Genomic DNA, 14373 nt, shown 5'->3' with positions numbered 1-14373 from the left:
ACACAGCAGCCCACATGACGCAAACCAAGCCAGCCAGCGCCGCCCCGTCGGCGGCGCGCTCCGAGGTCGAGAAGATCAAGGACGTCAGCAATTACCTGCGCGGCACGATCGCCGAGGGATTGGCCGATCCGCTCACGGGCGCCATCTTCGAGAAAGACGCCCAGCTACTCAAGTTTCACGGCTCCTACATGCAGGACGACCGCGATCTGCGCGGCGAACGTCAGAAGCAGAAACTCGAACCGGCGTACCAGTTCATGATCCGCCTGCGCATGCCGGGCGGTGTGTGCACGCCCGCGCAATGGCTCAAGCTCGACGATCTCGCGCAAAAGTACGGCGGCAACACGATTCGCCTGACGACGCGTCAGACGGTGCAGTATCACAACGTGCTCAAGCACCAGTTGCGACCTCTCATCAAAGGCATCGACGAAGTGGCGATGACAAGCATTGCCGCGTGCGGCGACGTCAACCGCAACACCCTCGTCTCCAACAATCCGCACCTCTCCCCCGCCCACGCCGAGGCACTCGACTGGTGCCTGAAGATCGATCGGCATCTGCTGCCGCAAACCACGGCATACCGCGAGATCTGGCTGGGCGACAAGCGTCTGGGCGAGGGCAAGGAAGATCACGAGCCGATTTACGGCAAGCATTATTTGCCGCGCAAATTCAAGATCGCGATCGCCATTCCGCCGAACAACGACGTCGATCTCTATGCCAACGATCTGGGCTTCATCGCCATGGTGGGCGAGGACGGCAAGCTCGAAGGTTTCAACGTGAGTGTCGGCGGCGGCATGGGCATGACGCACGGCGACGCGGCGACGTACCCGCGCACGGCGACCGTCATCGGCTATATCCCGGCGGATCGCATTGTCGAGGTGTCGGAGAAAGTGCTGCTCGTGCAGCGCGACTTCGGCGACCGTACCAACCGCAAACATGCGCGCCTGAAATACACGATCGACGACCGTGGTGTGGAGTGGTTCAAGGAAGAGCTCAACCGCTACCTCGGCTGGTCGCTCGCGCCCGCCCGATCGTTCCACTTCACGACCAACGGCGATCAGTACGGCTGGCTCAAAGGGGCCGACGATTTGTGGCATCTCACGCTCTTCATCCAGAACGGGCGCGTGAAGGACTGGGACGACTACCGGCTCATGACCGGCTTGCGCGAGATCGCAAAAGTACATGACGGCGATATCCGCATCACGGGCAATCAGAACCTGATCGTCGCCCGGGTGAGCGACGCAAAGAAGCCGCAGATCGAAGCGCTGGTCAAGGAATTCGGCCTGCTCGACGGCAAGCATCAAAGCGCGCTGCGAATCAATTCGATGGCGTGCGTCGGCTTCCCGACCTGCGGCCTGGCGCTGGCCGAGAGCGAACGCGCCCTGCCCGGCCTCGTCACGCGACTGGAAACCGTGCTGGACGACGTGGGACTTGCCGGCGAGCCAATCACCATTCGGACGACGGGGTGCCCGAACGGCTGCGCCCGGCCCTACATTGCCGAAATCGGTCTGGTCGGCAAATCGGCGGGCAAGTACAACTTGTACCTGGGTGCTGGCTTTCACGGTCAGCGGCTGAACAAGTTGTACAAGGAGTCGCTCAGCGAAGATCAGATCGTTGCCGAACTGACGCCGCTCTTCCAGCGCTATGCAAAGGAGCGCGACGCGGGCGAAAAATTCGGCGATTTCCTCGTGCGTCAGGGGGTAGTGAAGGAAGTCGTCGAAGCCCGCGAGGACTTTCACGGCTAAGGGGTTCGGACGCACATCCTCAAACTGGGAACAACGTTCCTCCTATTGAGGCGTGTCTATCGCGATCAAGCGCCGTGCGCCCGCGCACCACACCGCAAAAAGAAAAGCCCCGACAAGACCTGCCGGGGCTTTTCTTTTCCGAACCACTGACTGCCGATGCGCAGTCTTCGTCAACGTATCAATCGTCAGTCGTTGCTGCCCGAGTACGGCACCATGCAGCGCTTGACCGTCTTCTCGTAGTCTCGCGACAGGTTGCTGCCGGGCAGCTCGAAATACTGCAGGCGTGAACCAAAACCGCCTTGCATGATGTCGACATACGGGTTGTAAATCGCTTTGCCTTCGGCGTCCTGACCGCGATAGACACGTACACGATCAGCGCCCTTACGGGCATACGACGTCGAGTCGACGTTTTGCGACAACTCGCTCCAGCCGTGATAGATACAGTTGAGCACCATGAAGCGATCGGCCTCGGTTCCCTGGTCGAGCAGTCGACCTGTTGCCGGATCGGGCCGGCTCATCTGATTGATCGGGCCACATCCCGCCATGCCGGCCACAACGCCGACCAGAATCGTCACCGCCGCCATCTGCGCCACTCGCTTCATACTTCGACACCCTCAACTGAGCAAAAGATGGGCAATGGTACCCGGTTCAGCCCGCCACCGCCATGAACCCAGCCCCTGTGCCACCCTGCCGAGCCCTTTCACGGTGTCTTCGGCATGCGTGCCGAACGCCCATCACGCAGCCATCGAAAGCGACGCCGCGCCCACGGCATGCAGGGCCGGACGCCGTGCCCCGCCCGCCGCCAGTGCTTCGTCGCCCAACTGGAAGCGCGCCATTTCCTCGCGCAACGCATGGGTCTGATCCTCCAGCGACGCGGCGGCCGCCGCCGCTTGCTCCACGAGCGCGGCGTTCTGCTGCGTGACAGTGTCCATTTGCGTGACGGCCTGATTCACCTGCTCGATGCCGCCGCTCTGCTCATCGGACGCCGCGGAAATCTCGCCCATGATGTCGGTCACGCGCTGCACGGCCTGAACGATATCGTCCATCGTGCGACCGGCTTCGGCCACCAGTGTCGAGCCATCGGCCACCTTCTGTGCCGACGCCTCGATGAGCGTCTTGATCTCGCGCGCGGCCGTGGCGCTGCGCTGCGCCAGCGTGCGCACCTCGCCCGCCACCACAGCGAAACCGCGCCCCTGCTCGCCGGCTCGGGCCGCCTCCACAGCAGCGTTGAGCGCAAGAATATTGGTCTGGAACGCAATGCCGTCGATCACGCTGATGATGTCCACCACCTGCGACGAACTCGTCGAGATGCCCTGCATCGTATCGACCACCCGCGCCACGACCTGACCGCCTCGCGCCGCGATATCCGAGGCATTGACGGCTAATTGGCTCGCCTGTCGGGCATTGTCGGCATTCTGTTTGACGGTCGCGGTCAATTGCTCCATCGACGAGGCCGTCTCTTCCAGCGACGCCGCCTGCTGCTCGGTGCGCGCCGACAAATCGGTATTGCCCGCCGAAATTTCCGCCGTGGCCGTCGCCATGGCGTCACAACTGCGGCGCACGCCGCGAATCGTGCCGGCAAGTCGCGACTGCATCGTGTCCAGTCCGCGCATGAGCATCGACATTTCGTCTTTGCCGCGCACCTGCACCTGGTTGTCGAGTCGACCGGCCGCGATGTTCTCGAAAGCGCTCAACGCTTCGGCCAACGGACGCATGATCGCGCCACGCAACGAGAAGTAGCAGGCAATCGCCATGAGCACGCCCAACGCCGTCGCACCGATGCTCAACCAGCGAAACGCCGCCAGTTCCGACATGGACGCCTCGTAAGTCTCTTGCCCGAGCTTCAACTTGTAGGCAGCCAACGCGTCGCTGGCGGTGGTGAGTGCGGCGTAATGTTTGGGCAGCACATTCATCGTGAGGTCGTCCATCGCCGCGCGATCGCGCGCGTCGATGGCTGCCAGCATCGGGTCCATCCCCTGCGCGAAGAACGTGGCGCGCCGTGCCGCCACATCGTCGGCCAGCCGCTTCTCCTCGGCGCCATGCGGTAACGCCTGATAAGCGGCCCATGCGGCGTTCGCGTCCTTGATCATGCCGCGCGCGCGGGCCGCCACTTTGTCGGCATCGGGAGATTCGGGATGAAGCACCACGCGATCGAGAATGGCACGAGTGCGCGCCAGCGTGGCATTGTCCTTGCCTAGCGCCACAGTGGCGGCAAGGTGATTGGCGTAAGTTTCGCGAAGGGCATCTCCCGTGCGTGTCATGCCGGCAATGCCGAGCGCGCCCAACAGAATCAGCAATACCGCCAGCAGCGCCATCGTGATGCCCAGGCGCGCCTTGATCGAAAAGCTACGCAACATGCTGTCGTCTCCGTCTTACGTAGTGGGTTTTCTCACCCCGGGGCCGGCCTCTGTCGGACCGGTCATACTTGTCACATCGGCGTGTCGCACGCCAGACTTGAGCATCCTGCGGGTTTACGTGCCCACGCGCCAAGCCATCGGCCGACGTCGGATTGATGCAAATCAAGGGGGCAACGTACAGGGACGCCTTGCACCACCTGTCTTGCAAGCCGAAACGGCAAACGCCGGGCACCCCATCGCTCGACACGACTGGTAACTCGGGAAGAGCGCATGATCTTATGTCATTTTTTATATATACATACGATATATTCAAAACATGATCGAAGGACTTGAGAAACTCCTGGCGGCCGGCAAAGACAACGCGTTATTGCGCTTTGGGCTCGGCAAGGCCTATCTGGACGGACAGCACTTCGCCATTGCAGCGGACCATCTGACCCGTTGCGTGGCGTTCGATCCCGCATATACGGCGGCCTGGAAGCTGCTGGGCAAAGCCCGGCAGGGAGCAGGCGACATCGACGGTGCCCGCGATGCGTGGACGCGCGGTATCGCCGCCGCACAAGCGCACGGCGACCGGCAGGCCGAGAAGGAAATGACCGTTTTTCTCAAACGGCTCGGCTGAATTCGCAGCGAACGAACCCCGCTTTCACTCAACCGGCGTGCACCTCGCGAGCGTGGTATCGTGCGGTTTGCCTTATTCATACGCCATTCAAATGCCCGCAATCTCGACCTGGCTGGCCTTCGCGCTGGTGGCCATCGGCATGGCCCTCACACCGGGACCGAACATGATGTATCTGGTCTCGCGCTCGTTGTGTCAGGGGCCGGCCGCGGGTCTGGTCTCACTGGGCGGCGTGGCGTTGGGTTTCGTCTTCTATATGTTGAGTGCGGCGTTCGGTATCACCGCCCTGCTCTTCGCTGTGCCGTTCGCTTACGACTTGCTGCGCTTCGGCGGCGCGATCTACCTGTTCTGGCTAGCCTGGCAGGCGCTCAAACCGGGCGGCCGTTCGCCATTCGAAGTGCGCCCGCTCGCGCGTGACAGCAATCGGCGTCTGTTCCTGATGGGCCTGTTCACCTCGGTGCTCAACCCGAAGATCGCGATGCTTTACCTCGCATTGCTGCCGCAGTTCGTGCACCCCGAGCACGGCAGTGTGCTCACGCAATCGCTGGCGCTGGGCGCCACGCAGATCGTTGCCAGCGTGGCCGTGAATGCCTGTGTTGCACTGTCGGCCGGCAGCATCGCCCGATTCCTCGGGCAACGCCCAGCCTGGCTGCGCATTCAACGCTGGCTGATGGGCGGCGTGCTGGGCGCGCTGGCCTTGCGCATGGCGACCGAAGCGCGTCGCTGAGCCGGCGACCGGCACTGGCTGCGTGAGTCCCGTTTTTTTGACTTCGTCACCCAGGGGCGAGCGGGAAACGTTCCCGCGCCCTCGCCGCCGCACCAACTTCTCGCGGTTTGCCGTGCAGACGCCTCCTCCATTTTTTTGGAGGGTGGTACGCCGGGCGTGGCATACTGCACCGATTTCGCCGCGCGGCGGGGATCCACGCAGCGCTAGGCCGGCTGGCCTGTTCCCATCCTGCAATTTTCGTTGGGTATGTCCTTGAAGCATTGTTTGCCGCCTCGTGCACCGTCTGATCGGGTGCACCGCACCTCCCCCGTCAATACGCCCCGGGCGCCGTCTGCCCTTGCTGCCTCGCCATCCACCTCCGGGCGACAACGCGGTTTCGGCACGATTGCCGCGATCCTTGTCACGCTGGCAGGCTTGGCCATCGTTGGTGCGCTGATCGTCGGCTATGCGCTGATCGTCATGCGCCCGAACCTGCCGCCGCTGGATGTCATTACCGACTACCGGCCAAAGGTGCCGCTGCGCATTTACACGTCCGATAACGTACTGATCGGCGAATTCGGTGAGGAACGTCGCAGTCTGGTCACCATCGATCAGATTCCGGATGTCATGAAGAAGGCTGTGCTCGCCATCGAGGACTACCGCTTCTACGACCACGGCGGCGTCGATTTCATCGGCATTCTGCGCGCTGGCGTGTCCGACGTCTTGCACGGCGGCGCCGCACAAGGCGCCAGTACGATCACGATGCAGGTCGCGCGCAACTTCTTCCTCTCGCGGGAGAAGACGGCCACGCGCAAGATCTACGAAATGCTGCTCGCCTACAAGATCGAGTCCGCCCTGTCCAAGGACAAGATTCTCGAGCTGTACATGAACCAGATCTATCTGGGGCAACGGGCGTATGGTTTTGCAAGCGCGGCACGCATCTACTTCGGCAAAGACCTGAAGGACATCACGCTCGGCGAAGCGGCCATGCTGGCCGGACTGCCCAAGGCGCCGTCCGCCTACAACCCGATCGTCAACCCGAAGCGCGCGAAGATCCGGCAGGAATACATCCTCAAGCGCATGCTCGATCTGGGCTATATCTCGCGCAATCAATACGAAGACGCTCTGCATGAGCCGATTCGCACGCGCACGTCCGGCAACGAGTACAACGTGCACGCCGAGTACGTCGCCGAAATGGTGCGTCAGGCCGTGTACGACGAATACAAGGACGATACCTACACGCGCGGCCTGACCGTCATCACGACACTCGACTCGAAGAAGCAGCAAGCCGCCTACGAGGCCGTGCGCATGGGCGTGCTCGATTACGAACGACGCCACGCTTACCGTGGCCCGGAAGGCTTCGTGGAGCTACCTGCCGCGATGCCCGACCGTCAGCAACTGATCGAAGACACGCTGCTCGAACATCCCGACAATGGCGACCTGATCGCCGCCGTCGTGGTGGCCGCCAGTTCGTCTCAGATTACGGCGATTCCGCTCTCGGGCGACGCCGTGACGGTCAACGGCGACGGGATCGGCTTTGCTGCGTCGGCGCTCTCGGCCAAAGCCAGCGAAAAGCTGCGCATCCGTCCGGGCTCGATCATTCGCGTCATGAAGGACCCGCGTGGCAAGTGGCGCATCGTTCAGTTGCCGGAAGTTCAGGGCTCGCTTGTCTCGCTCTCGCCGGACGACGGCGCCATCCGTGCGCTGGTCGGTGGCTTCGATTTCAATCAGAGCAAGTTCAATCGCGCCACGCAGGCATGGCGCCAACCGGGCTCGACGTTCAAGCCCGTGGTGTACTCGGCGGCCATCGAGAAAGGCGTGAGTCCCGCGACGATGGTGCTCGACGGCCCGCTCAACCTGCCGCCCGCCCAAACCGGTGGACAGGCGTGGGATCCGCACGACGACGATGCCTTCAGCGGCCCGATGACCGTGCGCGAAGGTCTGCAACGCTCGAAGAACCTCGTGGCGATTCGCCTGCTGCAATTCGCAGGCACGCAATACACGCAGGACTACGCGACCCGTTTCGGTTTCGATGCCGACAAAGTGCCGCCGTATCTGCCGATGGCGCTGGGTGCCGGGCAGACGACGCCGCTGCAATTGGCCGGTGCCTACGCGGTATTTGCCAACGGCGGCTATCGCGTGGCGCCGTACCTGATCGGCGAGATCCGCGACGCGCGCGGCAACGTGTTGAACAAGGCCACGCCGGTAGTGGCCGGCGTGAACGCCGCCCGCGCCATCTCGGCACCGAACGCGTTCATCATGAATAGCCTGCTGCAAACGGTGGCGCAGCGCGGCACCGGCTCGGGCACGAATGTGCTCAAGCGCACCGATCTGGCGGGCAAGACCGGCACGACCAACGACGCGCTCGACGGCTGGTTCGCGGGTTATCAGCACTCGCTGGTGGCCGTGGCATGGCTTGGCTTCGACCAGCCCAAGACGCTGGGCAGCCGTGAATTCGGCGCACAACTGGCGTTGCCGGTCTGGACCAAGTACATGGGCGTAGCGCTCAATGGCGTGCCGCAGCAGCAGATGGCGATGCCCGAAGGCGTCAGCGTGGTGAACGGCGAGCTTTATGAGACCGATAAGTTGCCGGGCAACGGCTTTGTCGCGAACATCGGTATCGACGACGACAGCGGTGGTTTCTCGCTGCCCTTCTTCGGCAACCGTTCGCCCTCGCCTGCGGCGCCGCCGCCGGCTGCCGGCCAGCCCCCTTCGCCGGGGGGAGTGGACGCCAGTGAGAAAGCTCGCATTCTCGATATGTTCAAGCATCCCTGAGGCCAGTTCAACGTCTGCCATGTCTGCCCGCGCAAACTGACAGACGGTCGCCTCGCACACACGGCCACCCGACGGGTGGCCGTTTTCGTCTCGGCGGGCAAGCGCAAGAATGTACAAGCGTCCGGGCCGGTGCTGGCGCTATCCTCCAGGCAGTCATTCTCCACCGCTCACTCTCAGGAAAGTCCTCACCATGCCGGTTCCGTCCCGAGCGACCAGCTTTGTCGCGGGTGTCCGCGATACCGTACCGATGATCGTCGGCGCGGCCCCGTTCGGCCTGATCTTCGGGGCGTTGGTCGCGACCACGCCGCTGGCCACGTGGCACGGTCAACTCATGTCGCTCGCCGTTTTCGCCGGGTCCAGCCAGTTCATCGCCGCCGGGCTATTCGCAACCGGCGTAGGCTACGTCGTGCTGTGGGCCACGACACTGATCGTCAATCTGCGTCACATGCTGTATGCCGCGAACCTGTTGCCCCACGTGCGGCATCTGAACCTTCGCTGGCGGGCGTTGCTCGGCTTCCTGCTCACGGATGAGACCTTCGCCGTGACCAGCAGTCATTTTCACCGACAGCCGGACGACCCGATGGGGCACTGGTATTTCCTCGGCTCGGGCCTGTCGATGTATATCAACTGGCAGATTTGGACGCTCGCCGGCCTGTTGTTCGGCGCCGCATTCCCACGCTTGCAGACGCTCGGGCTGGACTTCGCCATGGTCGCCACGTTCATCGCGATCATCGTGCCGCAGATGGCCCGCATGCCGTGGGCCATCGCCACCGTAGTTGCAGGGGCGAGCGCCTATCTTTGTCAGGGCCTGCCGTACAAGCTCGGTTTGCTCGTGGCCGTGACGCTCGGGATCGCTGCCGGCATGCTGGCGCTGCACGCGAAACGTCGCGATGGCAGGCGGGCATCGCCCAATGGCAAGCGCGGGGGCAGCCTCGGCGCCAACACGCCCGACGACCGCACCGGTCTGCGCTCGCAAGACGCATCCGCAGGAGGTGCGAAATGAACTACGTTCTGGCGATTCTCGGCATGGCGACGGTGACGTTCGCCATCAAGGCGGGCATCTTCGTGCTGGGCGACCGCGTGCGGTTTCCCGAATGGCTGCGCGAGGCACTGTCGTTCGTTCCGGTGACGGTACTCACCGCGATCATCGTGCCGATGACGCTTGCACCGCACGGCAACGGGCTCGAACTGACGTGGCGCAATCCCCAGCTCGTGGCGGCATTGGTGGCGATTGCGGTCTGTGCGGCGACGCGTCACCAGTTGCTCACCATCGGCGCAGGGCTTGCCGTCTTCTTCACATGGCAGTTGGGCGTTCTGGGGTAACGCATGGCGTAATCTCGCCGACATCGCACGCATGAAAAAAGCGCCCCGAGAGGCGCTTTTTTCGTGGCGTGGTGGTCCGTGCGTCAGACGGAAACGGTACCAAGCGTGCCTGCACGGTAGGCGGCAACGAAGGCATCGAAGTCTCCGACCTGCGTGCGTTCGAGTTCGGCCTGCGTGTCGAGCGATTTGCGGGCCAGCGTCTCGAAGTGCTCGATAACGCTTGCGTCGAGCGGCATGTCGCGCAGCGTTTGCGCGTGGCGCTTGCTCTGCTCGAGCGAAAACGCCTGGAACGCGCCGCCCTTCGTACCGCGCAGCGGCTCGAGCGCCGCCATGACGCGCGCCGACGGCGTGAGCGACACGTCTTGCACCTTGGCGCGTTGCAGGGACATCGTATGTGCGTAGTGCGCTGCGCCGCGCTGTGCGTCGAAGGCGGCGGCCGTGCGGTCGATGCGATCGAGGAGTTCCTCAGCCCAGTCGAACAGCGTGATCGCTTCGCCACCACGATGCAACACGAGGCCCGGCTTGCGACCTTCCTTGACGACGTGAGCGAAGTTGTCGCGATTCTCGAGGTTCTCGGCGTTCGAGCACGACGGGCTGTCTTCGAACGCGCAGAACAGCAGGAAGGCGTCGATGAAGCGAGCCGTATCGACGTCGATGCCAGTCGGCTGGAACGGATCGATATCGATGCAGCGGACTTCCACGTATTGCACCCCACGGCGCGCCAGCGCCTGCACCGGGCGTTCGCCACTGTACGTGACGCGCTTCGGGCGAATGGTGGCGTAGAACTCGTTCTCGATTTGCAGCAAGTTGGTCGAGAGTTGAATCCACTCGCCGTCACGCTTGGTACCCAGCGCCTCGTAAGCCGGATGCGGCTGGCTCACGGCTTGCGTGAGTGCATCGATATAGCTGGGCAGGCAGTCGTAACACGGCGAAACTTCGGACTGCGCGCTGTTCTGATAGCCCAGATCGCTCATGCGCAGACTAGTCGCATACGGCAGACCGAGCGTGCCTTCGTCGAACGACTCCAGGCCATGCTGGCGGCCACGCAGGAATTCCGCGTGCAGCACCGGCGAGGCGCCGAACAGATACATTAGCAGCCAGCTATAGCGGCGGAAGTTGCGAATAAGCGCGACGTAGCGAGCCGATTGATAGTCGCGGGCGGAATCCTTCGCGCCTTCGCTTTCACGCAGCAACTCCCACACCGGTTCGGCCAGCGAGAAGTTGTAGTGAATGCCGGCGATGCACTGCATCGGCTTGCCATAGCGCAGCGCAAGGCCGCGGCGATAGACATGCTTGAGCATGCCGATGTGCGACGTGCCGTAGTCGGCAATGGGAATCACCGCTTCCGGCGGCAGTGCGGGCGGCATCGAATCGCTCCAGAGCAACTCCGTGCCGAGCTTGCGATAGGCGAACTGATGGATCTCTTGCAGACGTGCGATGACGTCGGCGGCGTCGCGCTGCGGCGGCGTGATGAACTCGAGCAACGCTTCGGAGTAATCGGTCGTGATCTCTTCGTTCGTCAGGGCCGAGCCGAGCGCACGCGGATGCGGCGTCAGGGCGAGCGCCCCGTCGTCTTCGACGCGCAGGGTTTCACGTTCGATGCCGGACAGCCCCTCGCCGAGCAGGGCGCGATGAGCGGGCTGCATGATGAGTGCCAGACGCCGGTCAAGCAGCGCATGAGCGTCGTGCTGCCCGGTGTGAGCGGTGTGTTCGTGTTGACGATTCTGTTTTTCCAACTTCCATCCCTCTGGACTGGCGCAATGCTTTGGCATGGCTTTCGTCGCCGAGACTATTCACGGCGCAAGGCCGTGAGCGGTGCGAGTTCGGCGGCGTACGGGGGTCTACGGGGTGCCGACGGCACCGGAACGACCGCCGGAGCCGGAACTCCGGGGGACACGCTCGATGCGCGGCACGGCGCGAATTTGGCCTGAGCATAACTGAAAATGCCAAAGCGCGTCGGACGCCACGTCAATCCGGCGCGCCGCCTCCGACATGCCGGACGACTGACGCCAGTTAAGCGATGAACGCGCATGAATGCCCGATGAATCGCGATCATCCAACCCATTGACCTTATCCGCCGAAGGGCCACCATCGGGCGGCGCCGGACACGGCGCTGCCGGCGACCGGCACAGCCTCAGCGTCTGCCTGAGCCCACCTGCGCGAAAGCCGCATTGGCGACCCGGCATCGCACGCCGATACTGGCGTCATGATGAATACACAACACCTGAACGCTCTCCTCCCCCTGCTATCGCTGGGGCTCGTGACCTTCCTGCTCGCCGGCTTCGTCAAGGGCGTGATCGGGCTGGGCCTGCCGACAGTGGCGGTAGGACTGCTCGGCCTGGCCATGCCCACCGCCGAAGCTGCGGCGCTGCTCATCGTGCCGTCGCTCGTGACCAATATCTGGCAACTTCTGGCGGGACCGCGCTTTGTCGCGCTCGCGAGGCGGTTGTGGCCGATGCTGATCGGCATTTGCATTGGTACATGGGCGGGGGGTGGCTGGCTGGCCAATGGCGGTGACTTCGCCGGCATGGCGCTTGGTGTGGCGCTGCTCGCCTACGCCGCACTAGGGCTCGCGGCGGTGCGGCTGCATGTGCCGAAAAGCTGGCCCGGTGCGCGGGTCAGTGCGCTTGGCGGCGTCATCGGCGTCGTCACGGGACTGGTGACGGCGGCAACCGGCGTATTCGTCATTCCCGCCGTGCCGTTCCTGCAGGCGCTCGATCTCGAGAAGGACGATCTGGTACAGGCACTCGGTCTGTCGTTCACCGTTTCCACGATTGCACTTGCCGCCGGTTTGGCGCGTGACGGCATCTTCCACGGCCATGCGATCGGTGTGTCACTGCTGGCGCTGGCACCGGCGCTTGGCGGGATGTTCTTCGGCCAGTGGGTGCGAGGGCGCGTCAGCGCCGTGGTATTCCGTCGCTGCTTCTTCGTGGGGTTGGCGATGCTGGGTGCGGAGCTGGTGATTCAACACATGCGGTGAAGCATGCCCGCACGACGACGGCGGGACGGGCGACGCGACGAGTGGCGAAGCGACGGTTGGCTACCGGCACTCGCCGCTCGCCGCGTCCTTGTCGTCACTTGAGATCGGCGAAATCAACGTCCCAGAACTCCATCTCGCGACGGCCTTGCAGATCGCGCCCCTCTTCCGTGCGACGAAGCTCGACGCGACGAATCTTGCCGGAAATCGTCTTCGGCAGATCGCAGAATTCGATGCGTCGGATACGTTTGTACGGTGCGAGGTGATCGCGGCAGAAGCGCAGGATATCGAGTGCGAGGGCGTCGTCTGCGTGAAAGCCTGCCCGCAGGGTGATGAATGCCTTCGGCACGGCGAGCCGCACCGGATCGGGACTTGGCACCACACCGGCCTCGGCCACGGCCGGATGCTTGATCAGTTCGCTTTCCAGCTCGAACGGGCTGATGCGATAGTCCGATGCCTTGAAGACATCGTCCGCACGGCCGACATAGGTGAAGTAGCCCCGCTCGTCGCGCATGGCGACGTCCCCCGTGTGGTAATAGCCATCGCGCATGGCCTCGGCGGTCTTCTCGCCGTCGTCTTCATAGCCCTGCATCAAACCGGTCGGCCGTGACGAAAGGACGAGTGCGATCTCACCTTCGTCGGCCTCATTGCCGTCGTGATCGAGCAATACGACGCGATATCCCGGCATTGGCCGCCCCATCGCCCCCGGCTTCACCGGCTGTCCCGGCGAATTGCCGATCTGACAACACGTTTCGGTCTGACCATAGCCGTCGCGAATCGTGATGTTCCAGGCGCGTTTGACCTGATCGATCACCTCGGGATTGAGCGGCTCGCCGGCGCCGATCAGTTCACGGAACTTCACGGCGTAGCTTGCCAGATCTTCCTGGATCATCATCCGCCAGACAGTGGGCGGTGCGCACAGCGTGGTGACAGCGCAGCGGGCCGCCGTCTCCAGCGCGGCACGCGCGTCGAAGCGGGCGAAGTTGTAGATGAAGATGGTGGCGCCCGCATTCCACGGCGCGAAGAAGCAGCTCCATGCGTGTTTCGCCCAGCCTGGCGAACTGATGTTCCAGTGAACGTCGCCCGGTTGCAGGCCGAGCCAGTACATGGTGGCGAGATGGCCGACGGGGTAACTCTGATGCGTGTGCAGCACGAGCTTCGGGCGCGACGTAGTGCCGGAGGTGAAGTACAGCAGGAGCGGATCGGTGGCGAGCGTGGCGCCGTCGGGCGTGAATACGTCCGAGGCATCGTAGGCCGGGGCAAGCGACGTCCATCCGCCGGGCGGGTTATCGCCGACGGCAATGCGCCCGTAGTCGCCGGCCAGGTTGGCGAACTTGAGCGCGTCGCGTGCGGTAGTAATGACGTGGCGTACACGGCCGCGTTCGAGCCGGTCGACGAGGTCTGCGGCAGCGAGCAAGGTCGTTGCCGGAATCATGACGGCGCCGAGCTTCATGCAGGCGAGCATGAGATCCCAGAGTTCGACCTGATTAGGCAGCATGAGCAACACGCGCTCGCCGCGTGATACCCCTTGGGCGCGCAGGAAATTGGCGACACGATTGGAGCGCGCGGACATCTCGGAAAAGGACAGGCGCACCTCGCGACCGTCCTCTTCTACCACCCAGAGGGCGGGATGATGATTGCCTTGCGCCTGGGGGTCGAAGAAGTCCAGCGCCCAGTTGAAGTGAGAGAGAACCGGCCAGCGAAAATCACGATACGCCACATCGTAGTGCGCGCGCTGCGCGAGAAGAAGATCGCGTGCGGCCTCAAACCCCAGGATTTGCGGCATTGCTTGTCTCCGGGCCCCGACGGGCAGGATTTAGGCGGAATTCCATTATCGTGAGGCCCCTCGAATTCCACATCCGGGATAACCATCATGGGGT

The 14373-nt window shown here is 63.5% G+C and carries 11 protein-coding genes; 7 read left to right on the top strand and 4 right to left on the bottom strand.

Annotated features, from left to right (window positions below; genetic code table 11):
* Positions 1–14 precede the first annotated feature (14 nt).
* A complete protein-coding gene (locus tag PI93_RS13600; protein ID WP_039374066.1) occupies positions 15–1739 on the top strand; it encodes an NADPH-dependent assimilatory sulfite reductase hemoprotein subunit in 1725 nt (574 codons plus the stop codon).
* Positions 1740–1924: 185 nt separating this feature from the next.
* Here PI93_RS13600 and PI93_RS13595 read toward each other — a convergent pair whose 3' ends face one another.
* Positions 1925–2341: a hypothetical protein gene (locus tag PI93_RS13595; protein WP_039374068.1), complete on the bottom strand. Its 417-nt coding sequence runs from the start codon at positions 2339–2341 to the stop codon at positions 1925–1927.
* A 132-nt stretch (positions 2342–2473) separates the two neighbouring features.
* The gene (locus PI93_RS25000) at positions 2474–4096 is read right to left on the bottom strand and encodes a methyl-accepting chemotaxis protein (RefSeq protein WP_039374069.1); all 1623 of its coding nucleotides are present in this window, start codon (positions 4094–4096) and stop codon (positions 2474–2476) included.
* Positions 4097–4412: 316 nt separating this feature from the next.
* Between PI93_RS25000 and PI93_RS13585 the strand changes: the two genes are divergently transcribed.
* The 5 genes from PI93_RS13585 (at position 4413) to PI93_RS13565 (ending at position 9516) form a co-directional block, all read left to right on the top strand.
* Positions 4413–4715 (top strand): hypothetical protein, encoded by a 303-nt coding sequence (locus tag PI93_RS13585; protein ID WP_039374071.1) that lies wholly within the window; start codon positions 4413–4415, stop codon positions 4713–4715.
* Between the two features lie 91 nt (positions 4716–4806).
* Entirely contained in the window at positions 4807–5439 is a 633-nt protein-coding gene (locus PI93_RS13580) for a LysE family translocator (protein WP_039374072.1), read from the top strand.
* Positions 5440–5730: 291 nt separating this feature from the next.
* Positions 5731–8193 (top strand): penicillin-binding protein 1A, encoded by a 2463-nt coding sequence (locus tag PI93_RS13575; RefSeq protein WP_407945364.1) that lies wholly within the window; start codon positions 5731–5733, stop codon positions 8191–8193.
* Positions 8194–8383: 190 nt separating this feature from the next.
* Positions 8384–9196 (top strand): AzlC family ABC transporter permease, encoded by an 813-nt coding sequence (locus PI93_RS13570; RefSeq protein ID WP_236105572.1) that lies wholly within the window; start codon positions 8384–8386, stop codon positions 9194–9196.
* A complete protein-coding gene (locus PI93_RS13565) occupies positions 9193–9516 on the top strand; it encodes an AzlD domain-containing protein (protein WP_039374074.1) in 324 nt (107 codons plus the stop codon). Before PI93_RS13570 ends, PI93_RS13565 begins: the two co-directional genes overlap by 4 nt.
* 83 nt (positions 9517–9599) lie before the next feature.
* On the opposite strand, the gene gshA is transcribed toward PI93_RS13565, so the two are convergent.
* The gene (gene gshA, locus PI93_RS13560) at positions 9600–11162 is read right to left on the bottom strand and encodes a glutamate--cysteine ligase (RefSeq protein ID WP_052240964.1); all 1563 of its coding nucleotides are present in this window, start codon (positions 11160–11162) and stop codon (positions 9600–9602) included.
* A gap of 560 nt (positions 11163–11722) precedes the next feature.
* Here gshA and PI93_RS13555 point away from each other — a divergent pair.
* Complete coding sequence (locus PI93_RS13555; RefSeq protein WP_039374075.1) at positions 11723–12496, top strand: sulfite exporter TauE/SafE family protein; 774 nt, start codon at positions 11723–11725, stop codon at positions 12494–12496.
* Positions 12497–12590: 94 nt separating this feature from the next.
* Here the strand turns inward: PI93_RS13555 and PI93_RS13550 are convergent, their stop codons facing one another.
* A complete protein-coding gene (locus tag PI93_RS13550; RefSeq protein ID WP_039374076.1) occupies positions 12591–14279 on the bottom strand; it encodes an AMP-binding protein in 1689 nt (562 codons plus the stop codon).
* Positions 14280–14373: the final 94 nt, after the last annotated feature.

Source organism: Pandoraea fibrosis, assembly GCF_000807775.2.
Taxonomy (GTDB): Bacteria; Pseudomonadota; Gammaproteobacteria; order Burkholderiales; family Burkholderiaceae; genus Pandoraea; species Pandoraea fibrosis.
This window is presented reverse-complemented; position numbering and strand designations above follow the sequence as displayed.

Bases quoted from the DNA above. Each gene is read 5' to 3' on its own strand.
- PI93_RS13600 (WP_039374066.1), top strand. From the start codon at position 15: ATGACGCAAACCAAGCCAGCCAGCGCCGCCCCGTCGGCGGCGCGCTCC.
- PI93_RS13595 (WP_039374068.1), bottom strand. From the start codon at position 2,341: ATGAAGCGAGTGGCGCAGATGGCGGCGGTGACGATTCTGGTCGGCGTT.
- PI93_RS25000 (WP_039374069.1), bottom strand. From the start codon at position 4,096: ATGTTGCGTAGCTTTTCGATCAAGGCGCGCCTGGGCATCACGATGGCG.
- PI93_RS13585 (WP_039374071.1), top strand. From the start codon at position 4,413: ATGATCGAAGGACTTGAGAAACTCCTGGCGGCCGGCAAAGACAACGCG.
- PI93_RS13580 (WP_039374072.1), top strand. From the start codon at position 4,807: ATGCCCGCAATCTCGACCTGGCTGGCCTTCGCGCTGGTGGCCATCGGC.
- PI93_RS13570 (WP_236105572.1), top strand. From the start codon at position 8,384: ATGCCGGTTCCGTCCCGAGCGACCAGCTTTGTCGCGGGTGTCCGCGAT.
- PI93_RS13565 (WP_039374074.1), top strand. From the start codon at position 9,193: ATGAACTACGTTCTGGCGATTCTCGGCATGGCGACGGTGACGTTCGCC.
- gshA (WP_052240964.1), bottom strand. From the start codon at position 11,162: ATGCAGCCCGCTCATCGCGCCCTGCTCGGCGAGGGGCTGTCCGGCATC.
- PI93_RS13555 (WP_039374075.1), top strand. From the start codon at position 11,723: ATGATGAATACACAACACCTGAACGCTCTCCTCCCCCTGCTATCGCTG.
- PI93_RS13550 (WP_039374076.1), bottom strand. From the start codon at position 14,279: ATGCCGCAAATCCTGGGGTTTGAGGCCGCACGCGATCTTCTTCTCGCG.